At 67.2% G+C, this 23,881-nt stretch carries 22 protein-coding genes; 13 read left to right on the top strand and 9 right to left on the bottom strand.

Annotated features, from left to right (window positions below; all coding sequences use genetic code 11):
• Position 1: 1 nt before the first annotated feature.
• On the top strand, positions 2-1,078 hold the full coding sequence (gene cobA, locus ABD912_RS15735; protein WP_345152207.1) for a uroporphyrinogen-III C-methyltransferase: 1,077 nt from the start codon (positions 2-4) through the stop codon (positions 1,076-1,078).
• Positions 1,075-2,202 carry a uroporphyrinogen-III synthase gene (locus ABD912_RS15730; protein ID WP_345152204.1) on the top strand — a complete coding sequence of 376 codons (1,128 nt, stop codon included), beginning with the start codon at positions 1,075-1,077 and terminating at the stop codon, positions 2,200-2,202. The genes cobA and ABD912_RS15730 overlap by 4 nt, the downstream gene beginning before the upstream one ends.
• Before the next feature lie 65 nt (positions 2,203-2,267).
• Here ABD912_RS15730 and ABD912_RS15725 read toward each other — a convergent pair whose 3' ends face one another.
• Both ABD912_RS15725 and ABD912_RS15720 read right to left on the bottom strand, forming a co-directional pair.
• Positions 2,268-2,735: a hypothetical protein gene (locus ABD912_RS15725; protein ID WP_345152202.1), complete on the bottom strand. Its 468-nt coding sequence runs from the start codon at positions 2,733-2,735 to the stop codon at positions 2,268-2,270.
• 85 nt (positions 2,736-2,820) lie between these two features.
• The gene (locus ABD912_RS15720) at positions 2,821-3,189 is read right to left on the bottom strand and encodes a hypothetical protein (RefSeq protein ID WP_345152201.1); all 369 of its coding nucleotides are present in this window, start codon (positions 3,187-3,189) and stop codon (positions 2,821-2,823) included.
• Positions 3,190-3,239: 50 nt separating this feature from the next.
• On the opposite strand from ABD912_RS15720, the gene ABD912_RS15715 reads away from it, so the two are divergent.
• Positions 3,240-5,714 (top strand): Tex family protein, encoded by a 2,475-nt coding sequence (locus ABD912_RS15715; protein WP_345152198.1) that lies wholly within the window; start codon positions 3,240-3,242, stop codon positions 5,712-5,714.
• 209 nt (positions 5,715-5,923) lie between these two features.
• Here the strand turns inward: ABD912_RS15715 and ABD912_RS15710 are convergent, their stop codons facing one another.
• Positions 5,924-7,084 carry a helix-turn-helix domain-containing protein gene (locus tag ABD912_RS15710; protein WP_345152195.1) on the bottom strand — a complete coding sequence of 387 codons (1,161 nt, stop codon included), beginning with the start codon at positions 7,082-7,084 and terminating at the stop codon, positions 5,924-5,926.
• Positions 7,085-7,292: 208 nt separating this feature from the next.
• On the opposite strand from ABD912_RS15710, the gene ABD912_RS15705 reads away from it, so the two are divergent.
• The 9 genes from ABD912_RS15705 (at position 7,293) to ABD912_RS15665 (ending at position 17,322) form a co-directional block, all read left to right on the top strand.
• The gene (locus ABD912_RS15705; RefSeq protein ID WP_345152193.1) at positions 7,293-8,348 is read left to right on the top strand and encodes a phosphotransferase; all 1,056 of its coding nucleotides are present in this window, start codon (positions 7,293-7,295) and stop codon (positions 8,346-8,348) included.
• 48 nt (positions 8,349-8,396) lie between these two features.
• Complete coding sequence (locus ABD912_RS15700) at positions 8,397-9,866, top strand: sugar ABC transporter ATP-binding protein (protein WP_345152191.1); 1,470 nt, start codon at positions 8,397-8,399, stop codon at positions 9,864-9,866.
• 2 nt (positions 9,867-9,868) lie between these two features.
• Positions 9,869-10,903, top strand: coding sequence for an ABC transporter permease (locus tag ABD912_RS15695; protein ID WP_345152189.1), 1,035 nt, complete (start codon positions 9,869-9,871; stop codon positions 10,901-10,903).
• On the top strand, positions 10,900-11,928 hold the full coding sequence (locus ABD912_RS15690) for an ABC transporter permease (RefSeq protein ID WP_345152187.1): 1,029 nt from the start codon (positions 10,900-10,902) through the stop codon (positions 11,926-11,928). Before ABD912_RS15695 ends, ABD912_RS15690 begins: the two co-directional genes overlap by 4 nt.
• A gap of 76 nt (positions 11,929-12,004) precedes the next feature.
• Positions 12,005-13,225, top strand: a complete 1,221-nt coding sequence (locus tag ABD912_RS15685; RefSeq protein ID WP_345152184.1) for a sugar ABC transporter substrate-binding protein — start codon at positions 12,005-12,007, stop codon at positions 13,223-13,225.
• 14 nt (positions 13,226-13,239) lie between these two features.
• On the top strand, positions 13,240-14,052 hold the full coding sequence (locus ABD912_RS15680) for a LamB/YcsF family protein (RefSeq protein WP_345152183.1): 813 nt from the start codon (positions 13,240-13,242) through the stop codon (positions 14,050-14,052).
• Position 14,053: 1 nt separating this feature from the next.
• Positions 14,054-14,956, top strand: a complete 903-nt coding sequence (locus ABD912_RS15675) for a 5-oxoprolinase subunit B family protein (RefSeq protein WP_345152181.1) — start codon at positions 14,054-14,056, stop codon at positions 14,954-14,956.
• A complete protein-coding gene (locus ABD912_RS15670) occupies positions 14,953-15,933 on the top strand; it encodes a 5-oxoprolinase subunit C family protein (protein WP_345152179.1) in 981 nt (326 codons plus the stop codon). Before ABD912_RS15675 ends, ABD912_RS15670 begins: the two co-directional genes overlap by 4 nt.
• A 132-nt stretch (positions 15,934-16,065) precedes the next feature.
• Positions 16,066-17,322: an aspartate aminotransferase family protein gene (locus ABD912_RS15665; protein ID WP_345152177.1), complete on the top strand. Its 1,257-nt coding sequence runs from the start codon at positions 16,066-16,068 to the stop codon at positions 17,320-17,322.
• A gap of 123 nt (positions 17,323-17,445) precedes the next feature.
• Here the strand turns inward: ABD912_RS15665 and ABD912_RS15660 are convergent, their stop codons facing one another.
• The 6 genes from ABD912_RS15660 to ABD912_RS15635 are packed head-to-tail and all read right to left on the bottom strand — an operon-like array spanning position 17,446 to position 22,706.
• A complete protein-coding gene (locus tag ABD912_RS15660) occupies positions 17,446-17,880 on the bottom strand; it encodes a hypothetical protein (RefSeq protein WP_345152175.1) in 435 nt (144 codons plus the stop codon).
• Between the two features lie 25 nt (positions 17,881-17,905).
• On the bottom strand, positions 17,906-18,655 hold the full coding sequence (locus ABD912_RS15655; protein ID WP_345152173.1) for an SDR family NAD(P)-dependent oxidoreductase: 750 nt from the start codon (positions 18,653-18,655) through the stop codon (positions 17,906-17,908).
• Positions 18,656-18,680: 25 nt separating this feature from the next.
• On the bottom strand, positions 18,681-19,460 hold the full coding sequence (locus tag ABD912_RS15650) for an SDR family NAD(P)-dependent oxidoreductase (RefSeq protein ID WP_345152172.1): 780 nt from the start codon (positions 19,458-19,460) through the stop codon (positions 18,681-18,683).
• Complete coding sequence (locus tag ABD912_RS15645) at positions 19,457-20,812, bottom strand: MFS transporter (RefSeq protein ID WP_345152171.1); 1,356 nt, start codon at positions 20,810-20,812, stop codon at positions 19,457-19,459. Before ABD912_RS15645 ends, ABD912_RS15650 begins: the two co-directional genes overlap by 4 nt.
• A gap of 9 nt (positions 20,813-20,821) precedes the next feature.
• Positions 20,822-21,700, bottom strand: a complete 879-nt coding sequence (locus ABD912_RS15640) for a polysaccharide deacetylase family protein (protein WP_345152169.1) — start codon at positions 21,698-21,700, stop codon at positions 20,822-20,824.
• Between the two features lie 28 nt (positions 21,701-21,728).
• Positions 21,729-22,706, bottom strand: a complete 978-nt coding sequence (locus ABD912_RS15635; RefSeq protein ID WP_345152166.1) for an asparaginase — start codon at positions 22,704-22,706, stop codon at positions 21,729-21,731.
• A 163-nt stretch (positions 22,707-22,869) separates the two neighbouring features.
• Between ABD912_RS15635 and ABD912_RS15630 the strand changes: the two genes are divergently transcribed.
• On the top strand, positions 22,870-23,871 hold the full coding sequence (locus ABD912_RS15630; RefSeq protein ID WP_345152164.1) for a LacI family DNA-binding transcriptional regulator: 1,002 nt from the start codon (positions 22,870-22,872) through the stop codon (positions 23,869-23,871).
• Positions 23,872-23,881: the final 10 nt, after the last annotated feature.

Below are 23,881 nucleotides of genomic sequence, written 5' to 3'. Positions count from 1 at the left end.
CATGAACACCACCCCCGGAAACCCGTCCGCCACGCTGTTCGGAACGGCCGACCTGCGCGGCCACACCGTCCTGGTCGCCGGCGCCGAACGTGCCGCGCGGCGCGCCACCGCCCGCTACCGTGCCCAGGGCGCGGAGGTCATCGCCGTCGCCACCCCCGCCGGGCTGGGGCAGGTCTCCGCGGTCCTGGGCCGGGCCAGCCTGCTGGTCGCCGTCGAGGACGGGCATCCGGGCTGGAAGATCCTGCCCGCCCTGTGCCGCGAACGCCGGCTGCTGCTGGTGCGCGAGGAGGCTGCGCACGACAGCGGGCACGTGACCCTCGTCGGCGGCGGCCCCGGCTCGGCCGACCTGGTCACCGCCCGCGGGCTGGCCGCGCTGGCGCGCGCCGACGTCGTCTTCTACGACCGGCTGGGGCCCTACGGCACCGTGGCGGCCCTCGCCCCGGGCGCCGAACTGGTCGACGTCGGCAAGCTGCCCGGGCACCACAAGGTGCCGCAGCGGCAGATCGAGGCGATGATCGTGGAGGCCGCGCTCGCCGGCAAGTCGGTGGTGCGGCTCAAGGGCGGCGACCCGTTCGTCTTCGGCCGCGGCGGCGAGGAGGTCGCCGCGTGCGCCGCCGCCGGGATCCCGGTGACCGTGGTCCCGGGCATCACCAGCGCCGTCTCCGTGCCCGGCTCCTCCGGCATCCCGGTGACCCACCGCGGGGTGAGCCGCATGTTCACCGTGGCCAGCGGCCACGATCCCTTCTCCGAGGCCGAGCTGAAGCACATGGCCGGGCTGGGCGGCACTATTGTTGTCCTTATGGGTGTCGCCACGCTTCCGCAGACCGTCGCCGGGCTGCTGCGCCACGGGCTGGACCCGGCCACCCCGGCCGCCATCGTCGAACGCGGCTTCACCGATTCCCAGCGCAGCACCGTCGCCCGGCTCGACGGCCTGGTTCCCGCGGCTGCGGCCGCCGGGTGCGCCTCGCCGGCGGTGATCGTGATCGGCGAGGTGGTGGCCGTTGGCCACGATGCGCTGCTCTCCGGCGCGGTGGCGGACCTGGCCGGCTTCCCCGGCACCGCGGCGGTGTCCCTGTGACAGTGGAACCACCCTGCCCGGAGCCCGCGGGCCTGCCCCTGTCGGGGTTCCGGATCGGCGTGACCAGCGACCGCCGGTCCGAAGACCTCATCGACGCCCTGACCCGGCGCGGAGCCAGCATCCTGCACGCGCCGGTTCTGAAGATCGCCCCGGTGGCCGAGGACGCCGAACTGGTGGCCGAGACCCAGGCCATCATCGAAGCCCGGCCCGACCTGCTGCTGGTGACCACCGCCTACGGGTTCCGGCGCTGGATCGAGGCCGCGGACGCCCACGGACTGGGCGAGGAGCTGACCGCGGCATTGGAGGCGTGCAGGATCCTGGTGCGCGGACCGAAGGCCCGCGGCGCCGTCCGCGCGGCCGGGTTCGACGACGAGGGCATCAGCGCCGACGAACGCACCGCCTCCATGGTGGACCGGGCCTTGGCCGACGGCGTCGACGGACTCACCGTCGCCGTCCAGCTGCACGGGTACGGGGACCTGGAGTCCCTGGACCGGCTGGGCGCCGCCGGGGCCACGGTCCTGTCCGTGTCCCCCTACCGCTGGGTGGCGCCCGAGGGCAGCGCCGAACGCGTCGAACGCCTCATTGACGCCGCCTGCACCGGGGGCCTGGACGTGGTCACCTTCACCTCCGCCCCGGCCGTCGATGCCCTGTGGAGCGCCGCGCACCAACTCGGCAAGTACGCGCAGCTGCTGGAGGCCTTCCAAACCTCCCTGGTCGCGGCGACGGTGGGACCCGTGACGGCCCAGCCGCTGCTGGACGCGGGCATCGAGCCGCTGATCCCGGACCGGTTCCGGATGGGGGCGATGATCCGCCAGATCGTCGAGCGGCTCTCCGGCGCGGGCACCCGGCGCTTCGCCACGGCGCTGGGGGAGTGCACGGTCCGCGGCAGCATCGTGGAGCTGAACGGCCGGGAAGCAGAGCTCAGCGGCTCCCAGCTGGCGCTGTTCCGGGCGCTGGTGGAGGCGCAGGGGACGGTGCTGCCACGCACCGAGATGGCGGCGCTGCTGCCCGAGGCCTCCGGCGACCACGCCCTGGACATGGCTGTCAGCCGGCTGCGCCAGGCCCTGCCCGCGCCCGGGCTGGTCGCCACCGTCATCAAGCGGGGGTACCGGCTGAACGTCTAGCGGTCCCGGCCCGGGACGCCGCCGCGGTGCTGGACTAAGTTGTGCAGGACCACGGCGGTGCAGGACTACTTGGCCTGCTCCGTGTCGCAGGCGTCCTTCAGCTTCTGGATGTCTTCGTCCTTGATCTGGTTTCCGGCCGCGACGATGTCGTTGAGCGGAACGGTGATCGAGGCCGGGACTCCGATCTTCTCGGCGGCCAGCGTCCAACTGGTGAGGAGCGCGCGGTCGCCACCGGAAATCTCTCCGTCATCCACCGTTGCGCAGATCCCCGCGATGGCCCGGGTCCGGGCGGCGTCCCCGGCCTGCGAGGCGGCGCTGCTGGCCGCACCGCTGGCGGCCCCCTTGACGTCCGAGGCCGCGCTGCTGGCGACCTCCTTGACGTCGGAGGCGGCGCTGCTGGCGGCCGACTTGAGCTCGGAGGCGGCGCTGCTGGCGGCTTCCTCCGTGCTGCCGCCACCCGGCCCGCACCCGCTCAGAAGGGCCACGATCGCGGCGCCGGACAGGACCAGAGGCAATGAACGTGCGACTCGCATATTTCAAGGCTACTCAGGAATCGCCCGAAGAATAGGGCACAGCGACCGCCGAATTGGGGCCGGCTCCACTGGCCCCTGCGTGGCGCTACTGGGCCAACGCGGAGTCGCAGGCGTCGTCCAGCGCCGCGACGGCCTCGGCGGGGGCCTTGTCCCCGGCCTCGGCAATCTGCTGGAGCGGGCCGGTGATCTCCGCCGGCACGCCGTTCTCGCCCGCGGCGAGCACCCACCCGGAGAGGGCCTGGATGTCCCCGGCGGAGACCTTCCCGTCCTTCACCGGAGCACAGATCGCCTTCACGGCCTCGGTGCGGGCGGTGTTGGCGACGTCGGACGCCACCTGGGAGGCAGCGTCGCCGGCGGCCTGCTTGGCGGTGTCGGCGATTTCCGCGCACCCCGTGGACAGGGCAACAACGGCCAGCGCGGACAGGGACAGTGGAAGGACACGGGCAAATCGCATCCGTTAAGGGTACCGGCGATCTGTCGGGGGAATGGTGCACACTGGATCGGGTGAGCCAGAAGAGCACCACCGGCACGGACCGGGTCCACGCGTCCATCATCGAAACCCTTGCCGCCGAACTCGGCGTCCAACAGTGGCAGGTGAAGGCCGCCGTCGAACTGCTCGACGGCGGGGCCACCGTCCCGTTCATCGCCCGCTACCGCAAGGAAGCCACGGGCACGCTGGACGACGCCCAGTTGCGCGAACTCGAGGAGCGGCTGCGCTACCTGCGCGAACTGGAGGACCGCCGCGCCGCGGTCCTGAAGGCGATCGAGGAGCAGGGGCAGCTGACCGAGCAGCTGCGGGCATCCGTCCTCCAGGCCAGGACCAAGGCCGAACTCGAGGACCTCTACCTGCCCTACAAGTCCAAGCGCCGCACCCGCGCGCAGATCGCCCGCGAGGCCGGCCTGGAACCGCTCGCCGAGGCGCTGCTGGCCAACCCGGCGCTGGATCCGGAGGCCGCCGCGGCCGGCTACCTGAACTCCGACGTCGCCACGTCCGCGGACGCGCTCGCCGGCGCCCGCGCGATCCTCACCGAGCGCGCCGGCCAGGATGCCGCGCTGGTGTCCGACCTGCGCGAGCGGCTCTGGACGCGCGGCCGCATCCGGTCTGTAGCCGCAGGAACAAGGACCACCGGTTCGGCGGCCACGGCGGCCGGCCCCGCTGATGGCAAGCCCGGCGACGCGTCGCGGTTCTCCGACTACGCGGACTTCGTGCAGCCGCTGGATTCGCTGCCCAGCCACCGCCTGCTGGCCCTGCTGCGCGGCGAGCGCGAGGGCGAACTGTCGCTGGAGGTGGCCGAGGCGGATCCGCACGATCCGGACGCGGTGGACACCGCCCGCGCCGGGTACGAGGCCGCCGTCGCCCGGTCCCTGGGCATCACGGCTCCGCTGGACGCCGCGGCCGGGAAGTGGCTGGCCCAGACCGTGCGCCTGGCCTGGCGCGGACGCCTGCTGGCCCGGCTGGAGGCCGACCTGCGCTCGCGCGCGTTCGACGCCGCCGAGGAGGAGGCCGTGCGCGTGTTCGCCGCGAACCTGCGCGACGTGCTGCTCGCCGCGCCCGCCGGCAACCGCGCCGTGCTCGGCCTGGACCCGGGCCTGCGCACGGGCGTGAAGGTCGCCGTCGTCGACGGCACCGGCAAGGTCGTGGACACCGCCACCATCTACCCGCACGCCCCGGCGAAGAAGTGGGAGGAATCCCTGGCCGTGCTCGAAGCCCTGGCGGTGAGGCACGGGATCGAACTGGTGGCGATCGGCAACGGCACCGCCAGCCGCGAGACGGACAAGCTGGCCGGGGAGCTGCTGGCCCGGCTCGGGAAGAACCCGACGTTCGGGCGCACCGCCGCCAAGGTGGTGGTCTCCGAGGCCGGCGCGTCCGTCTACTCGGCCTCCGCGCTGGCCAGTGCCGAACTGCCGGACCTGGACGTGTCCCTGCGCGGGGCGGTGTCGATCGCCCGTCGCCTGCAGGATCCGCTGGCGGAACTGGTGAAGATCGAACCGAAATCGATCGGCGTCGGCCAGTACCAGCACGATCTCACCCCCGCGAAGCTGGAACGCTCCCTGGATGCGGTGGTGGAGGACTGCGTGAACGCGGTCGGGGTGGACGTGAACACGGCCTCGCCGGCGCTGCTGGCCCGGGTGGCCGGCGTCGGGCCGCTGCTCAGCCGCAACATCGTCGACCACCGCGACGCCCACGGGGCCTTCGCCACGCGCCGGGACCTGCTCAAGGTCCCGCGGCTGGGCGCCAAGGCGTACGAACAGTGCGCCGGCTTCCTGCGCATCACCGGCGGGGCCGAGCCGCTGGACGCCTCGGCCGTCCACCCGGAGGCCTACGGGCTGGCCCGCCGGATCCTGGCCGCGGCGGGGAACACGCCCGGCGCCATCGCCGCCCTGGACGCCCCCGCCTTCGTGGACGAGCGGTTCGGGCTGCCGACCGTGCGCGACGTCATGGCCGAACTGGTCCGCCCGGGCCGGGACCCGCGCCCGGAATTCGTCACCGCCTCGCTGAAGGAGGGCGTGGAGAAGATCTCCGACCTCACGCCCGGCATGGTCCTTGAGGGCACGGTCTCCAACGTCGCCGCCTTCGGGGCGTTCGTGGACATCGGGGTGCACCAGGACGGCCTGGTGCACGTGTCCGCGATGAGCACGAAGTTCGTCTCCGACCCGCGGGAGGTGGTTCGTTCCGGGCAGGTGGTCAAGGTCAAGGTCCTGGAGGTGGACCCGGCGCGCAAGCGCATCTCGCTGACCCTGCGCCTGGACGATGAACCGGGAAAGAATGAGCCCGGAAGGAACCAGCCCGGACGGCCAGCCCGGCAGGAGGGCGGCCGGCCCAACCCGCGGCAGGGTGAGGGCGGCCAGCGGGATGCCCGCCCGGCCCGGACCCAGCCGGACGCCCGCCGGCCGCGCCCCGCCGGCGGCTCCCGGCAGGACCGGGAACCGGACACCGCGCTGGCCGAGGCGCTGCGAAAGGCAGGGCTGGGCCGGTAGCTGCCCCCTGCCGCACACCACAAACAACCACGACGGCGGCTGCCGGCACCTGGGTGCTGGGGTTCTATCGGTCGTTGCAACGCCCGGATTTCCGGGAGTTGCAACGACCGTGCCGCGTTCAGGAAGCGAATCGCCGAAGCGGAAGCACGCCGGGGAGCAGAAAGGCGGGTTTCTGGCGGTGCGGGCCCGGAGGGGCAGCGTGACGGGGCTTAGCGGCCGCGGTCTGCACGCCGTTTTTCGCGGAGTGCATAGGCGTCGTATGCCAGGCTCATCGTTGTGACGTCGGCCGGACGGGCCAAATTGAGTCCGGTCACGGATTCCAGCTGTTGGAGGCGCTTGCGGATTGTGTTTCTGTGCCGGTAAGTGATCTTGGAGATGTCGGTTATCGTTCCGTCGCTGACAACGTACGCTGCCAGGGTCTCGAAACAGGCGTCACGCTCCGTGGGCGGCAGTGACTCCAGGGGCGCCAGAATGTCGGCGGCAAGGCTGTCGGAGAGCTCGCTGTCCACCGAAGCAAACGCCCCCGTCCAGCTTTGCCGTAGGTGCCGGATTCCCGGCTGGCTCGATCCTCGGATGACGGCCCGGGCGAGGCGGAGTCCTTTCGGAACCGCCTTCAGTCCGTGAACGTCGAAGATCCCGCAGGTGAAACGCTGCAAATCATCAAGATGCCGGAGAGTCTCGTCTGCGGAGGTGTCCAGCAATATGACTCCCACAAGTTCGCCGGCTGCCCATGAGAAATGCGAACTGATTTTCCGCTGGTTCAGGCGTGCGAGACTGCGGTTGAGGATGTCGGGATTTGGCGTGGGGAACGCTCCAACGAGGCACAGGTAGCTGCCTTCGATCGGGAAGTCGAGTGTCCTGGCGGCCTCGGCGACGACGGAGCCATCACGCTCGCCGTCCAGCAGCAAGCGTTCGAATGCTGCGGAGCGGATCTCCTCCAAGCGCCGGCTGACCCGATCCGCCGCTCTCCTGTACCCTTCGATGACATCGGCGATATTTGCCTCGACGGCCTCCCAAACCTCCACCAGTCCTTCCAGGAATTGCGGGCTTGTATCAAGTCCCAGCGCCTTGCCTTCCTGGACTATGGCCTCCCACAGGATGCGCAGGTCAATCCGGAATGAGTGCAGGACGCTTGACAGTTCCAGGTTTTGGTAGGCCCGGAGCTGCCCCGTCTCGTAGGCGGCGGACGAGAGCGAGGGGGGAACGGACATTCCCGACAGCCTCATCAGCGTCAGCGTGAGCGTTCGCTGCATCTGCTGGCGCAGGTCCGCAAGATTAATGGACTGGTAGCCCGTCTCATCTTCCCTCAGCCGGGCCATCGACATATCGGTCAGCTGATCCAGTTTGGTCTCGAGCAGGCTCTGCGCCACTCTTCCTACCTCTGTCGAGCCCATGCCCAGTTCCTCACTCGTGCCCCGGTTCGGTCGTGATGTCACACTCTGTGTGCATGGTGCACACGGAATGCCCGCATTTTAAGCACCCTGTGCATTGACCGTCCAGAGCCGCGGTTGCTGTACTTGAAGCCTGAAACAGTGACAGCGTGCTCCTCTCACGCGGTGACCGGAAGGGTACGAAAAAATGCCGACAGGCCCGGAAAACCAAGCAATCGGTGTGCGGCACCGCGATCGTTCGGATGTTCCGCTGGGCGAAATCGCCACGCTGATCCGGGACCTTTACGGCATGCAGGTCAGCGACGCCAAGGTGCTGGGCGGGGAAGTAGACCATAACCTCTGTGTGACCGATGCACACGGCCGCAAGTTCCTGGCAAAGCTGACCCCGGCTTCCGCACCGCGGGATGCAGTGCTCTGGCAGGAGTCGGTTCTGGCGCATCTGGCACAACGGCCCCTTAGCGTCGAGGTTCCCCGGATGCTCCCGAACCGGCAGGGCGATGTTCACTGCAATGTCTCCGTAGGGGGTGAACCCTACCTGCTGCGGCTGCTCAGCTGGATTGACGGGGAACTGATGGCCACTGCGGTTGAGCACCCCCCAAGACTCCTGCGCCAGCTGGGCCGGGTGGCCGCGGAGATTACCGAGGCCATGGAAGGACTGGTCCAGCCGGCCGGACTCACCGCCCACCACTGGCAGGTCACCCGCAGCCCGGAAGCCATCGAGAATTCCATCGATGCCGTTTCCGATCCGGAATGCCGCCGGGCCGTGGAGACGATTCTGGGCTGGTTCCGGGAGGCGGCGCAGGTCTTCGACAAGCTGCCCACCGCGACCGTCCACCAGGACCTCAATGATTTCAACGTCCTGGTCACGCCCCCGGACTCCGGCGAAGTGCGGCTCACCGGGGTGCTGGACTTCAACGACGCCGTAACCACCATCCGGGTGGCTGAACTCGCAGTCGCCGGGGCCTACGCCATGTTGCGGAAAGCCGATCCCGTCTCGGCCTTCTGCGAGGTGGTGGCCGGCTACCGGGAGGTCATCGAAATGACGGAGGAAGAACTGGACGCGGTTTTTCCCCTGGCCGCCACCCGGCTGTGCGTCAACGCGGCCACCTGGACAAAGCGCACGTCAAAGCAGAAGCACCGCTATGGCGAAGCGCGCAAGGAGGCGACGTGGCCCACCGTCCTGCAGATAGCCAGGGTCGACCCGGCAGAGGTGGTTTCGAGGATCCGGCGGGTCCGGACGTGAGCGCGGCCAGCGCGTCAATCCTACTGGAATTCGCTAGGGAGATAGAGCATGTCGTTCGTTGAAATCCATGGCATATCGAAGTCGTTCGGGGCAACAAAGGCCCTCTCGGACGTGACGATGACGCTGGACCGCGCCGAGATCCACGGCCTGCTCGGAGAGAACGGCGCGGGCAAGTCCACGCTCATGAAGGTTCTGTCAGGCATGGTCGTCCCTGATACCGGTTCCGTCCAGATCGACGGTCATCAAGTGCCGTTCGGCCATCCGCGGCATGCACGCCGGGCAGGACTGGGCATCGCGTACCAGGAACTCAGCTCACCGCCGAACATCACGATTGCCGCGAAGCTCTGTCTCCCGGATCTGCCTCGCGGGCCGCTGGGATTGGTTTCACGGAAAAAGATGGCGCTGAAGGCGTCGCGGATTCTTGACAAGTTCGGTGCCAACCACGTCGATCCGGAGGCCCTGATTGCCGACGTCGACCTGGCCACCCGCCAGCAGGTCGAAATCATCGCCGCGATGTCGATCGACCCCAAGCTTCTGATCCTCGATGAGCCGACCGCCGCGCTGCCGGATACGACCTGGCTGTTCACGCAGTTGCGCCGGCTCAAGGAATCGGGCTGCACGGTGGTGTACATCACCCACAAGCTCCATGAAATCGAAGAGATCTGTGACCGCGGGACGATCCTGCGTAGCGGCCGCACTGTCGGTTCCTTCGAGCGCGGTGAAAAAACCGATGATGAACTGGTGGAACTGATGATCGGCCGTTCCTTTTCCAAGACGTTTCCGCCCAAACCGCGTGGTCGCGACGACGGAAAGCCCGTGCTCGTGGCGGAAGGCGTCGCCGTCGGAACCCGGCTCAAGGAGGCCACGCTGACGGTTCGCGAGAACGAAATCGTCGGGATAGCGGGACTGGAAGGCCATGGCCAACGTGAACTTCTCTATGGTCTGGCGAACTTGATGCCCCTGGTGGCGGGCAGGGTCGTGGTGGAGCCGACCGAGACCGGAACCAAGACGGCCCTGGTTCCCGAAGAACGGAAGACCGAAGCCCTTTTCCTGGAGATGTCCTCCGCGTTCAACATGACCGTTGGATCGCTTCGGAAGTATTCCGCGGGCGGGATCATCTCCAAGCGCCGCGAACTGCGGCTTGCCGAAGAAATTTCCAAGCAGGTGAATCTGCCGCGTCAACTGCTCACCCGAAGAGTGGGCGATCTGTCCGGCGGCAACCAGCAGAAGGCGGTTTTCGCGCGCACCCTCTCCCAGGATCCGCGGTGCCTTATCCTGTTCGACCCGACCCGCGGCGTCGATGCGGCCACGAAGCTGGAGCTCTACGACCTGATGCGGAAATTCGCGGACAACGGACGCGGCGTCGTCATCTACTCAACCGAGATACCCGAACTGGTCGGACTGTGCGACCGCGTCTACACGGTCCACGGCGGCAGGATCCGCGCGGAATTTACCGGTGGCGACATCACCGAAACCAACATCATGAGAAGCGCTCTTAACAGAGTAGAGGTGAGCTGAGGGTGCAGAAGAAGAAATTCAAGATCTTGCCGGAGCCGAGCCTTGTCACAGCCATCGTGATCTTCATCGTCATGTACGGGCTCTTGCTGGCTGTCTCTCCCTTCGAAAGGAATGCCTTCGCCTTCAGCAACTACGTTGTGCTCTTCACCCCGCTCGCCATTGCGGCGGTGGGCACAACCCTGGTCTTGATCACCGGTGGCTTTGACCTGTCGGTCGCCGGGACGATCTCGCTGTCGAATGTCATGGCGGCGACGCTGCTGACGAAGTACGAGGGCAGCCCCGCGCTGATCATCCTGCTGATCGTGCTGGTGGGTCTGGCCATTGGCCTGCTGAACGGATTGCTCATCGTCCTGCTGCGGCTTCAGTCGCTGGCGGTCACGCTGGCCTCGTTCATCATCAGCACCGGCATTGCGCTGATGCTGCTGCCGGCCCCCGGCGGCTCGGTGCCGCCGGAGTTCACCGCCGTCCTCCTCGACTCGATCGGGAACATCCCGGTGGCGCTCCTGGTGCTGATCGCCATCGGCGTGCTCTGGTCGATCTTCCGCCGGACCCGGACGGGCAGCGCCCTGTTCCCGATCGGCGCCGACCGGCCCGCTGCGGTCATGTCCGGAATCCCGGTGAATAGGAGCGAGATCACCGCCTATACCGTGGCGGGCGGCCTGTACGCCGTGGCCGGGCTGTACCTCACGGCGGTGACTTCTTCGGGCGACCCGAACTCCGGCCGGCCGTTCCTGTTGACCGCCTTCGCTGCCATGGCGCTGGGACTGGTCAGCTTCCGCGGCGGATCCGGCAACGCCGTCGCCGCGATCCTGGGCGCCGCCAGCCTGATGACCATTCCGAAACTGCTCTTCGGGCTGGGCATCGCAGACTTCTGGGTCGGTGCCTTCCAGGGGCTGATCATCCTGGCAGCGCTCGGCATCCCCGCAGCTACCGGGTACCTGAGGTCGAAGACGGTCCAGAAGAGCAGTACCGGCACGGCCCTGGCACTGCCCGAACCCCCGGTTCCGGCAAATGACGCACAAGGAGCGGCAACGTGAAACTGCAAGAATCTTCTGCCGTGAAGCCGGCCCGACCCGTCCGGGGGCACGCCGAGCCCACGCAAACGGCCAACGGCGCGCGCAGATTCGCCAGGTCACTGGTCAACCAGGTCACCATTGTCTGGCTGATTACCCTCGTTTGCCTGCCGCTCTCCCGGCTGGTCAGTCCAAACTTCCCTTCGGTCGCCCAGGTCAGCAGTGTCCTCATTCTCAGCCTGTTCCTGGTCACCGTGGCCTTTGGACAGGGCTTGGTGATCCTGACCGGGGGTATCGACCTGTCCGTTGTCTCCGTGGTTGGACTGGGGGCGTTCGCCACCGGATTCCTGGCCAATGCCGGACTTCCCGTGGCTGCAGCCGTTGCCATCGCCCTCGGGGCGTGTGCGGTAGTGGGCGTCATCAACGGCCTTTTCGTGGCCTACGCGGGATTTCCCCCGTTCATCGTGACGCTCGCCTCGGGCACCATCCTGGCCTCGGTTCTCCTGGTCGTGAGCCGGGGCGCTCCGGCACAACGGTCTCCGGCCGTGCTGGCCGACCTCTTCAGCGGACGGATCTCGGTTGCCGGCATCCCGACGCCCATCATCATGCTGGTGCTCGTGGTGCTGCTGGGATGGCTCATCCAGAACCGGACACGTCTGGGACGGCAGGCCTATTGCGTCGGCAACAGCGTGCGGGCCACCCAAATCGCGGGGTTGTCCGTCAGCGCGACGCTGATCGCGGTCTATGCGGTGGCAGCCGCCTTCTACGGACTCGCCGGAATCATGCTGCTCGGATATTCCTCGGGAGCGGACCTGAATATCGGGGCGAGCTGGCTGCTGCCCAGCATTACCGCAGTTGTTGTCGGCGGTTCTTCCATCCGGGGCGGAGCCGGATCCTTCATGGGCACGGTGGGCGGCGCCGTACTGCTGACGCTGCTGGGCATCTGCATTGCGGCGGCGGGCATCCCGGAGGGATTCAAGCAGGTGCTCTACGGCGTCATCATCCTCATCGCGCTCCTCGGCGGGAGGTTCACCCAGCGTGTCCGCTAGGAACCTTCATCCAGTCAGCCTCCAATCCCACTCAACCACCAGAAAAGAAGGACCAATGCGCAAAACAATATGCGGCGTGCTTCGGGCAGCGGCCGTCGGAGCTGCGGTAATCGGCCTCACTGCAGCATGCGGAGGCGCGGAGCCGGCGTCGGACGGCAAGCAGAAGATCTACCTGAATCTCAGCTACAGCGGCAACAACTGGCAGGACGAAGCCGCCAACCTGGCGATGTCCATTGCCACGGCACCGGAGAACGCCGAAAAGTACGACGTCGTCAAGCAAATCTCCGGAACCGATGTGCAGAAGCAGATCTCCGACCTCCAGTCCATGATTGCCTCCGGAGCGAAGCTGATTGTTTCCTATCCAATTTCTCCGACCGCCCTTGATGCTGTGGTCAAACAGGGATGCGACCGCGGTGTCACCTTCGTTTTCTACGACTCCACCGTGAACGCGGACTGCGCCTACAACGTTGCCTTCATCACCGGCGCCCGGGCGGATGATCCGGAAAAGGCCTTCTTCGGGGCCCAGACGGCGCAGGCGCTGGTCGACTTGCTGGACGAAAAGGGCAAGATCTTCATGAACCGCGGGGTGCCGGGAACTTCCACCGACTCCGTCCACTACGACACCGCCAAGGCAGTGTTCGACCGTTACCCCGGGATCGAGATCGTTTCCGAGTACTACGGCAAGTGGGATTCGTCCGTCAGCCAGCAGGAGACGGCGAAGGCACTCGCCGCCCACCCCGACGTGGACGGCATTTGGTCCCAGGACGGCGAGGCCGGCGTCCTGAAGGCGCTGGAAGCCGCGGGCAAGGAAATTCCGGTGACCGGCGAGAACAGCAACTACTTCCGCCAGCGGCTCAGTGAAGGTTGGCCGGGTGTCTCCTCCGGCTCGCCGCCCGCCCAGGCAGGGGTGGCCATGAAGGTCGGCCTGAAGATCCTGGAGGACGGCCCCGATTCGGTTCCCAAGAACATCGAAATGCCGCTGCCGTGGGTTACTACCGAGACCGCGAAGGCGTGTGAGGGAAGCGAGTTCACCAACGGCTGCAATTTCTTCCCCGATGCCGACGACACGTTCGTGACCGAGGTCTTCCAGGAGGACCTGCTTCCGGAAAGCTCCCGGGATGCGGCCACGACGGGCGCCCCTGCGGACAAGGTCCAGCCGCTGCCGGACATGAGCCAGTTCGAGCAGCCCGAGATGCGCAGGATCTACACCCGGGGTACCTGCGACCCGGGCTGGACCGAGGGCAGCGTCACCTCTGGCCAGGAGCCGGCAGGACTGCCCGGCTGCGTCCAGCAGTAACAACCAGTTGCGATTTGTCCTGCGGCGCCCACGCGCCGCAGGACAAATCCGGAAACCAGGCAAGGGCAATGAAGACCTTCGATATCAACGCAGACGCCGGCGAAAGCTTCGGCCGGTGGAAGCTGGGCAACGATTCCGAACTGTTCAAATACGTCACGACTGTCAACATCGCGTGCGGGTACCACGCCGGGGATCCGGCCACCATGCGGGAAACAGTGGCCAAGGCAAGGGACAACGGATTGGCAGTCGGCGCGCATCCCGGATATCCGGATCTTTTGGGCTTCGGCAGACGGGCCATCCCCGTCACCGAAGCCGACGCCGTCGACTACATGCTGTACCAGGTCGGTGCCCTCCAGGGAATCGCAGCGTCCGAGGGCGTACGCCTGAGTCACGTCAAGCCGCACGGATCCCTCTACGCGGAGGTGGCCCGGAACCCGGGACTGGCGGTGCGGATAAGCACGCTTCTCCAGCGGCTGCAGCCGGGCCTCCCGATGTTGATCGCCCCAGGGCCGTCCACCGAGAAACTGAGGGAAGCGGGTCTGCCGGTGGTGGCCGAAAATGCCGTAGACCTGGACTTCGACGACCAGGGGCAGAACATCATTGAGAAAACGCCGGCGTCCAAGGACCCGGACACTATCGCGGGCCAGGCCCTGCTGATGGCCAACGGCCAGGCGCGGACCGTATCCGGAGCGGTGATCCCCATGCCGGTGCAGTCCATGTGCATCCACGGAGACCGCCCGAATGCGGTGGACATTGCCCGTTCCGTCCGTCTTGCCCTGGAAGAATCCAACATCACTGTCCGCAGCGTCTTCGGATCGGAGAACTGAAGTGGACCAGCCGATTTACCACTATTTCCACGATGGCTCGAAGCTGAGTTTCGGCGCCGACGAATTCCTTTTTGTTGAACTCTCCGAAGCGATGTCGCTGGTTGACGCGCTGAGGGTCCAGCTGATTACCGCAGAGATCTCCTCATGGGAAATCCCCGGAGTCCTGGATGTCTGCCCGGCACACATCAGCTACATGATCCGGGTGGATCCGGAACGCCAGGATCCGCGTGGCTTGGTGTCCATGCTGGCGGATGCGCATACGCGCTTCCCGAGCGCCGAGTCTTCGGTCCTGGAAACCGAAATCATAGAAATTCCCGTCTACTACGACGACCCCTGGACGACGGAAGTCGTGATGAAGTTCAGGCAGCGTCACCAGTCGCCAACCGAGACCGATCTCGCCTACTGTGCACGGATCAACGGTTTTGCGACCATCGGTGATTTTGTCTCCGCCCATTCGGGAAGCCCGTTCATGACTACCTTCCCGTGTTTCATCCCGGGCAATGCGGAATGCTTCCAGCTGGTCCCCCAGGAGCGGCAAATCCAGGCACCAAAATATGTCAGCCCGCGGACAGAAACTCCCGCCCGGGCAGTTGGGCACGGAGGCGCGTTCACCACGGTCTACCCAACACGCAGTCCCGGCGGATACCAGCTGATCGGCCGGTCTCCCGTGCCGGTCTTCGACATGACGCAAACCACCCCGGGATTCGAAAAATCCATCGTCCTCGCCCAGCCCGGCACGATTTTCAAGTATCGGCCCATCGACTATGACGAGTACTTCGAAACGCGGGCCAGCGCCGAATGCGGGCAGTACCAGTACAGAAGGAGCCCCGTGCAGTTCAACTACGCCGAGTTTGTCCGGGACATTGACCGATACAATTCCCGGCTCATGGGACAGCTGGCATGATCGAGGTAATTTCACCGGGTCTGTATTCACTCGTCCAGGACCTGGGCCGTGATGGCTACTATGCGATCGGCATGCCCCCTTCCGGGGCGCTCGACCGGTACTCCCACTCGGTGGCCAATCTGCTGGTGGGAAACACCATCCCGGCTGCCACGCTGGAAGTCACTTTCCTCGGACCCGAACTGCTGTTCCACAGCACCACCATGGTGGCCGTGACGGGGGCAACGCTGCCTGTCTGGCTGGACGGCGAGCCGGTGGAGCAATGGACGCCGCTGGCGGTTTCGGCCGGGCAGACTCTCAAATTCGGGATGATGACCGCAGGCTGCCGCGTCTATATCGCCGTCGCCGGCGGGATTGATACCGTCCCCTTCCTGGGCAGCCGCTCCACATACGCCACCTCCGCCATCGGCGGGCTGGATGGCCGCCCCCTGAAGTCCGGTGACAAGCTGCCGATGGCAGAGCCCGGCCCGTCCAGGAAGGGGCCGCGGCCCGGCGTCCGGCTGCCGGAACGCTTCATCCCGAAGCTGGGGAAGGAGTATGAACTCAGGGTCGTGGAAGGGCTGTGCAACTACCGCTTCCAGCCCGACAGTCTCGAAACCTTTTTCTCAACCGACTACGGCGTCACCTCGGAGTCAAACCGCATCGGCTATCGGTTCCATGGCGAACGCCTCCAGTTCATGGACCGCGCTCCGGTCTTTGGGGCCGGCGACAATCCGAGCAATGTCGTGGATCTCGGATATCCGATGGGATCCATCCAGGTGCCGGACGGCGCCGAGCCGATTTGCCTCCTGCGGGACGCCGTCACCGGCGGCGGATACGCCACTCTTGGCACGGTCATCGCCCGGGACCTGGATCTGCTGGCCCAGGCGAAGGTTCCGGACCGGGTACGGTTCACGCGGATCGGCATCGACCAGGCCCTGGAGCTCCGGCACCAACAGCAGGCGCGGATCAACGAAGTTGCGTCGGCCCTCGGAGCCTGAAGCGTTTCGAGCACTGCCGAACCCGGTCATTTTTCGATAGCTAGGAGGACCACGTTGTCCAACAGGAACATGTACATGGCGAATGGATTCGATCCCTCCACCCTGGATTCACTTGCCCCCGAAATGAGGGCCATGGTCCAGCGGCGCAACAGCGTGCTGGCCCCCTCATACCGGCTGTTCTACAACGAGCCGGTCGAGTTTGTCCGGGGGAGCGGGGTCCGGCTGTTTGACAGCCACGGCAGGTCCTACCTGGATGCCTACAACAATGTTCCCGCCGTCGGCCACGCCAATCCCCGCGTTGCCCAGGCGGTATGCGAACAGATGTCACGGCTGAATACACATACCCGCTATGTCACGTTGCCGGTCATCGAGTATTCGGAGCGCCTCGTCAGCCTTTTCCCGGAGGAACTCGGCCAGGTCATCTATGCCTGCACGGGCAGCGAGGCCGTGGACCTGGCGCTCCGCATCGCCAAGTACGAGACGGGCAGGCAAGGAGTCATCGTCACCCGGCATGCCTATCACGGAACGACGACCGAGGCGGCGGCGATCTCGCCCAGCCTCGGGCCGCACCGGCCGACAGTTCGGTGGGTACGGTACGTGGATGCGCCGAATCCGTCCGTGGAAGGCGCCGACGCCGGTACGCTGTTCGCCGCCCGGGTCCGGCAGGCCATCGCCGAGCTCGAGGCGGACGGCACCGGATTCGCGGCCTTCATCGCGGATTCGATCTTCTCCAGCGACGGCCTGCAGGCCGATCCGGCAGGCTTCCTGAAGCCGGTGGTCGACGCGGTCCACGCGGCCGGGGGCCTTTACCTGGCCGACGAAGTCCAGCCGGGATTCGGCCGCACCGGCGACGCCTGGTGGGGTTTCGTCAGGCACGGCATCCTGCCTGACCTGGTCATCCTCGGCAAACCGATGGGCAACGGCATGCCGATCTCCGGCGTGGTGGGCCGCCCGAAGGTTCTGGAACGCTTCGGGAACGATATGCGCTACTTCAATACGTTCGGGGGCAACTCGGTCTGCATTGCCGCCGCCAATGCCGTTTTGGACGTGATCGAGGACGATCACCTCCTCGATGACATCGCCAGGATCGGCCGGTTGCTCGGAGAGGGCCTACGGAACATAGCCCGTGACTACCCCGTGCTCTCCGAGGTCAGGGGCGCCGGGCTCTTCTACGGCGTGGACGTGACGGCTGCTCCGGAAAGCCAGGAGGCGGACCAGGACGGAGCCGAGAGGATCGTCAATGCGCTGCGCGAGCGCCGGGTTCTGATCAGCAGTTCGGGCCCGGAAGGCAACGTGCTGAAGATCCGGCCACCCCTGGTCTTCTCCGATGCCGACCTTGAGGAATTCCTGGACAACTTCCGAGCGGTGATGGAAGACCTCTCCAAGTGAATGGGACGACCCGTTGTGGACTGCTCCCCAGAAGTTGGACTGGAGAATTCCAGGCCCGATTGCTGGGGAGCAGTCCACTTGGTGCCGTCAGCCGCCGTCGTTGGGTGAGGGGGCCGTTCGTGACTACAACCGGTTTGCCCGTCGCTGCTGGTCCGCATGGCCGAGCAGGGCGAGGGTGAACTCAGCCGCCGACATCTCCGGCAGTTCGCCGTCGACGGGCAGGCTGCGGATCAGGTCGAACCGCCCGTCCGGATCGTGGTTGTCCGGAGTCCGGGTGTCGGCATCGATCGCATCCCGGGTCCCGGCCAAACAGTGCAGCCGGTTCCGGTCGACCGTCCCGCCGGCCACCAGGGCGCCGGCCAAATGCTCCAGGTCGGGGAGGACCTGTTGCCTGCCGGTGGGGGACCGCAGGATCCACTGGTCGCCGAAGGCGGAGACGGTTGCCCGGCTCCCGGCAGCCTGCTGCAGCAGCCGGGCAACCTCTCCCTTGATGCCTTTGAGGTTCACGTAGGCCGCCAGCCGGGAGACCGCCCTGCCGCCGGGACATCCTGCACACATGGGTCACCGTCCTGTTCGGGCCCGGTCAGGGCATGACATCGCCGCTGTTGGGGCCGAGGGTCTGGCCAGTGTACAAGTCCCCGCCGGGGGAGGAGGCGAGCAGCAGCGCCGTCGGGGCGACCTCGTGCGCCTGGCCGAAGCGGCCGATCGGCAGCTCCGCCTGCTTCGCGGCCTTCCAGTCCGGCGACAGCCCCTCCACCAGCGGCGTCTCGATGGGCCCGGGGGCGATGGCGTTGACCAGGATCCGGTGGGGTGCCAGTTCCAGGGCAAGCGCCTTGGTGAGGCCGATGACCCCGGCCTTGGCGGCCACGTAGTGCGCCAGGCCCACGCCGCCCTTGATGCCCAGCTGGGAGGCGATGTTGATGATGCGCCCGCCGCCGCGCTTGACCATCTCCGGGGCCGCCCAGCGGCAGCCGAGGTAGACGCCCTTCAGGTCCACGGCCAGGGTCCTGTCGAAGGTCTCCGGATCCATCTCCAGGAACGGCGTTTCGTCGAGGATGCCGGCGCTGTTGACCAGGATGTCGATGCCGCCGTGCTCGGCGGCGACGTCGGCCATCGCCGCCTTGACGCCGTCGCTGTCGGTGACATCCACCGCGTGCCAGGAGGTCGGCACGCCGTGTTCGCCGCACGCGGCCGCGGCTTCCTTGCACTGCTGCTCGTTCAGGTCCAGCAGCGCGACGGCGGCGCCCTCCTGGGCGAACAGCTGGGCGATGGCCGCTCCGATGCCGCTGCCGGCACCGGTGATGACGGCGACTTTTCCGTTCAGTTGATTCATGTTGGTGTCCTGTCTGCGGAGGGGCTCAGCTGGGCCAGCGGACGGTGAGGCCGCCGTCGACGATGATTTGCTGGCCGGTGACGTACGCGGAGTCGTCGCTGGTCATGAACCGGATCACCCGGGCTGCCTCGTCGACGTTGCCGACGCGGCCCCACGGGATGATCCTGCCGGCCTCGTCCAGGCCCTGCTTGCCGAGGGAGTTGACGCCGTCGAGGGACTGCGGGCTTTCGATGAGCCCGGGGATGACGGCGTTGACGCGGATCTGCCGCGGCGCCAGCTCCACCGCCAGGGACCGGCACATGCCCAGCAGCCCGGACTTGGCGGCGGCGTAGTGGCTGTGTTCCTCCCAGCCGTAGACGCCGCCGGCGATCGAGGAGGTGGCCACCATCGCTCCGGCGCCGGCCATCCGGGCCGCGCAGGAGCGGAAGGTGCGCATGACGCCGGAGAGGTCCACCGCCATCATGTCGTCCCAGGCCCGGTCGGTCATGTCAGCCAGCGCCGCCCGGCGCAGGATGCCCGCAGCCGCGATCGAGATGTCCAGCCGGCCGAAGGCGTCAAGGGCGGCCTGGGCCATCGCCTCGGTGTCCTCGAAGCGGCGAACGTCGACCGGGACCGGGATGCACTTGCCGCCCTCGGCCTCCACCGCCGCGACCGTTTCCCCGACGTCGTGCGGGTCCGCCGGCAGGTAACCGACCACCGAGTGGGCGCCGGCCCGCGCGTAGGCCACGGCCAGGGCCTGGCCGATGCCGCTTCCGCCGCCGGAGATGACGGCGACCTTTCCCTCAAGTCCGTCGTCGCGCCTCATGCGGCCACCTCCTGTGCCTTCTTGTGGTCGCCCGCGCGGTTGGTGGTGCGGGTGCCGAGCATGAACACGCCGGAGAGCAGCATGAACAGCGAGCCGGTTAGTACGGCCGCAACCACCATGGGGATGCCGGAGGCCAGCAGGATGCTGAGCAGGCCGGAGCCGACGATGCCGCCGATCGGGGCCATCACGTGGGCCACGTTGGTGCCGGTGCCGCGGACGTGGGCGGGGAAGGACTCGCCCATGTAGAACAGCAGGGCCGCATAGGGGCCGGTCAGGAAGAAGAGGGTCAGGGCGTACAGCGGGATGATGATTGCCGGACTGGACGGGCCCAGCAACATGACCAGGCTGACGATGCCGCCGGCGATCCAGCCCAGGACGACGGTCTGCTTGCGGCCGATGCGGTCGCCGAGCCAGCCGTGGAAGATGTAGCCCACGAAGCCCACGGCGTTGGCCAGGACCAGGATGAGCAGGGCGTTGTCGAAGGAGACTCCCTTGGCCTCCACCAGCACCGTGGTGCCCAGGACCGCGAAGACCTGGATGCCGATCCAGTTGGCGAACCAGGCCAGGGACAGGCAGATGGTGTGCCGGCGCAGCTGCGGGGTGAACACGTCCTTCAGGCGGGCCTGGTGGTGGCTGCCCTCTTCGAGGTCGTGCTCGGCGGCCAGGGCGTGCGCCCCTTCGATGTCGCCGGCGGCGCGGCGGCGCTTGACTTCCTGCATGGCCGCGAAGGTGGGCGACTCCGGCAGCCGGGTGGCCATGAGCACGACGATCAGGGAGAGCACGGCGGCCACGACGAAGCTCCAGCGCCAGCCGATGATCGGCAGCAGCAGGGCCGACAGGCCCGCGGAGATCAGGGCGCCGATCGGCCAGCCGCCCTGCACCAGCGAGTACATCAGGCCGCGGCTCTTGACCTTCTTGTAGATCTCGTTCAGGTAGACGGCATTGACGACCTCCTCGGACATGGAGAATCCGGAGAAGGAGCGGATGATGATCAGGCTCACGGCCCCCATGGCAAGACCGGTCAGGCCGGAGGCCACGGCGCCGCCGATCATAAGCAGGATCAGCGCCTTCTTGCGTCCGAGCTTGTCCAGGATGGTGCCGACGACGAGCGAGACGATGAACACGCCGATGGTGGCGATTGTGTTGATCGCGGTGGCCTCGGCGGTGGACCAGCCGAACTCCTCGCTGATGACCGGCAGCAGGGTGCCGAAGAGGGTGAAGTCATAGACGGAGGCGACCCACGCGATGAAGCAGACCACCGATACGTAGATGACGGTCTTGCGGGTGATGGGTACGTTCCACGGCTCGGGCTTGGCCGGGGCGGCCGGGGTGTAAACGGGTGGGGTGGTCATGGCTGGCTCCTAACGGGGGTTGCGCTTGGCGAAGTCGCGGGCAACGTCTTCCATGAAGGCGAACTCGACGCCGTCATGCTGCTGGATGTGGTCGAAGAGGCGCTCGAGCATGAGCAGGTTCTGCGGCCGGCCGCAGACGTCGGGGTGGATGGTGATGGGGAAGACGGCGTAGTCCATTTCGCGGTAGACCCAGTCGAACTGGTCTTTCCAGAGCTGTTCGATGTCGCGGGGGCTGACGAAGCCGTGGCTGTTGGGGCTGCCCTTGATGAACATCATGGGAGGCAGGTCGTCCAGGTACCACGAGGCCGGGATCTCGATCAGTCCGGTCTCCTGGCCGCGGACCAGGGGCTTCATCCACTCGCGGGCGGAGGCTGCCTCGTAGTTGATCTTGGTCCAACTGTCGCCGACCCGGACGTAGTAGGGGGTGAAGTCGTTGTGCATGAGCGAGTGGTCGTAGAGGAACCCGCGCTCGAGCAGGATCTCGTTGGTGACGGGGGAGAACTCCCACCATGGAGCCACGTAGCCGACCGGCTTCTTGCCGGTGCGGGAGACAAACAGGTCGATGCAGTGGTCCAGGACCTCGGTTTCCTGTTCGCGGGTCATGGCGATGGGGTTCTCGTGGCTGTAGCCGTGGACTCCGACCTCGTGCCCGGCCGCAACGGTGGCCTCGAACTGCTCCGGAAACGTCTCGATGGAGTGGCCGGGCCAGAACCAGGTCACGGGCATCTCACGGCGCTGGGCCAGTTGGAGCAGCCGCGGAACGCCGACCTCGCCGGCGAACAGGCCGCGGGAGATGTCGCCGGGGGAGTCCTCGCCGCCGTAGGAGCCCAGCCAGCCGCCGACGGCGTCGACGTCGATACCGACGGTTACGTAGATCTTTTTGGACACAGTTCCTCCTGGGATGGGTCGAAAACGGTTAGCAGTAGTGGGAAAAAACGTCGGCGAAGTCCTCGGCCGGGGTGCCGAGGGACAGCAGCAGGGCGGCCAGGATGCGGGCCTGGAAGGGGTTGAGGTCCCGGGAGGGGACGGCGCCGGCCGCCACCAGGTCGGTGCCTCCGCCGTTTCCGTAGGTGGGCACGACCGGACCCCACGGTGCGCGGGTGCTCAGGATGACCTGGCAGCCCTGCAGCACCGCCCGGGCCACGGACTCGGCAAAGCCCGGGCCCGCGTTGCCGACCCCGGACCCGGCCAGGACGATGGCGCCGGTCCCGGAGGCGACGGCGAAATCGAACAGGTCCGTCGTGGCGCCGGGGTAGACGGTGATGACCTCGACGCGGGTGCCGGCGAATTCCGGCGGAGGCACAGGCAGCGGCCTGCGGGCCAGCGGCCGGGCGGTAACCACCAGGTCGCCGCCCACCAGGTGCGCCACCTCGCTGCCGCCGGCAAACGGGTTCGCCGCCGTCGTGTGGGCCTTGCGCGCGCCGCGGGCGCAGCGGACGACGCCGCTGAAGGCGATCAGCGCCCCGGAGCCGCGGAGCTCGCCGCACGCTGCGGCCTGCACCGCCAGCTCCAGGTTGCGCGGCCCGTCGGGGGCGGGGCTGTCCGCGGTCTGCTGGGCACCGGTAAGGACAACGCTCTTCTCCGAGGCGTGGACCAGGTCCAGCAGGAACGCCGTCTCTTCCATGGTGTCGGTGCCGTGGGTGACAACGACGCCGTCCACCTCCGGGGCAGCCAGGGACTTCTGGACAAAACCGGCAATCGTGCGCAGGTCTCCCAGCCCCAGCCGGTAGCTGCCGGTGGTCAGGAGGTCGAGCGAGCTCACGGTATGGGGCTGGGACATGCCCTGCAGCAGGACCTCGGTGCTGTCCGCGGCGACAGCGCCTTCCCCCGGGAGGCTGCGGGACGCGATGGTCCCGCCGGTTCCCAGTATCTGAATGTGAGCCAAGCCCGACACTTCCTAACTTCCCTTCGAAACGGATAAGCAAACGTTTGTGGCAAACGTATGCCGCAAACGTTTGTGTAGTGCGCTGCGAACGATAGTATGGGTGGTGTGCGGTGATGCGCAACACATTCACGGGAAATTAACAAGAGCGGGAATCCAGAAACGGAAGCGAAACATGAACAGTTCCGAACCGGTCACCCTCAAGACGCTGGCCAGTGAGCTGGGACTGAACGTTTCGACGGTTTCGCGGGTGCTGAACGATCCGCGGGGTCCCGAGTCCAAATGGGCCTCGCGGCAAACCACCGAGCGGATCTTCGCCCTGGCCAAGGACAGGGGCTACAGCCGGAACCCCCACGCCGCCTCGCTGCGGACCGCCCGGTCCAACATGGTGGGGGTGATCGTTCCGCGCCTGCAGGACTACGTCCTAGCCACGATGTACGAGGGCATCGACGAGGCGGCGACCGAAAACGGGCTCTTCACGGTGGTCGCCAACTCCCTCGACGTGGCCGCCACCCAGCGGACGAAGGCGGAAATGCTGCTGGACCGCAGGGCGGACGGGCTGATTTTCGGGGATGCGCACCTGTCCGAGCCCTACCTGGACGAACTGGCGAAGCGCGGCGTCCCCTTTGTGCTCATCAACCGCACCTGCGACGGGCACGTGTCAGTGACCTGTGACGACTATGCCGGCGGCCAGATGATTGCCAGGCATTTCCTGGCGACGGGCCGCACCGTCTTCGGCATTCTCGGCGGTGCCCCCAACACCTCCACGGCCAGGGACCGTACGGCCGGCTTCATCGACGAACTGCACAGCCACGGCGTGGCGGTACCGGAGAAGCGGATCATCCACGGGGGATTCGACGCCCCGGCCGGGCAGGAGGCGGCGCTGCAGATGCTGGAAGCGGGCGACATGCCCGAGGCGATCTTCGCGGTCAACGACTTCGCCGCCATCGGCGCGCTGGGGGTGCTTCAGGAGCGCGGCCTGCGCGTGCCGGACGACGTGGCCCTCGCCGGCTTCAACGACACTCCGCTGGCGGCCGCCGTCAAGCTGACCACGATCCGTTCACCCATGCACGAGATCGGCAGGCTGGGCTTGGAGGCGCTCCAGGAACTCATCGGGGGCAGGGAGGTCCGCAGCGTGCGGCTCGAGCCCACCCTGGTGGTGCGCGCCAGCGGCTAGCTGCACCCCG

The organism is Arthrobacter ginkgonis (genome assembly GCF_039540195.1).
Taxonomy (GTDB): Bacteria; Actinomycetota; Actinomycetes; order Actinomycetales; family Micrococcaceae; genus Zafaria; species Zafaria ginkgonis.
Note: the sequence above shows the minus strand (reverse complement) of the source record. Positions and strands in the feature narration are given on the sequence as shown.

Coding starts and splice junctions, on each gene's coding strand:
- cobA (WP_345152207.1), top strand. CDS start 2: ATGAACACCACCCCCGGAAACCCGTCCGCCACGCTGTTCGGAACGGCC.
- ABD912_RS15725 (WP_345152202.1), bottom strand. CDS start 2,735: ATGCGAGTCGCACGTTCATTGCCTCTGGTCCTGTCCGGCGCCGCGATC.
- ABD912_RS15720 (WP_345152201.1), bottom strand. CDS start 3,189: ATGCGATTTGCCCGTGTCCTTCCACTGTCCCTGTCCGCGCTGGCCGTT.
- ABD912_RS15705 (WP_345152193.1), top strand. CDS start 7,293: ATGCCGACAGGCCCGGAAAACCAAGCAATCGGTGTGCGGCACCGCGAT.
- ABD912_RS15700 (WP_345152191.1), top strand. CDS start 8,397: ATGTCGTTCGTTGAAATCCATGGCATATCGAAGTCGTTCGGGGCAACA.
- ABD912_RS15670 (WP_345152179.1), top strand. CDS start 14,953: ATGATCGAGGTAATTTCACCGGGTCTGTATTCACTCGTCCAGGACCTG.
- ABD912_RS15665 (WP_345152177.1), top strand. CDS start 16,066: ATGGTCCAGCGGCGCAACAGCGTGCTGGCCCCCTCATACCGGCTGTTC.
- ABD912_RS15660 (WP_345152175.1), bottom strand. CDS start 17,880: ATGTGTGCAGGATGTCCCGGCGGCAGGGCGGTCTCCCGGCTGGCGGCC.
- ABD912_RS15655 (WP_345152173.1), bottom strand. CDS start 18,655: ATGAATCAACTGAACGGAAAAGTCGCCGTCATCACCGGTGCCGGCAGC.
- ABD912_RS15650 (WP_345152172.1), bottom strand. CDS start 19,460: ATGAGGCGCGACGACGGACTTGAGGGAAAGGTCGCCGTCATCTCCGGC.
- ABD912_RS15645 (WP_345152171.1), bottom strand. CDS start 20,812: ATGACCACCCCACCCGTTTACACCCCGGCCGCCCCGGCCAAGCCCGAG.
- ABD912_RS15630 (WP_345152164.1), top strand. CDS start 22,870: ATGAACAGTTCCGAACCGGTCACCCTCAAGACGCTGGCCAGTGAGCTG.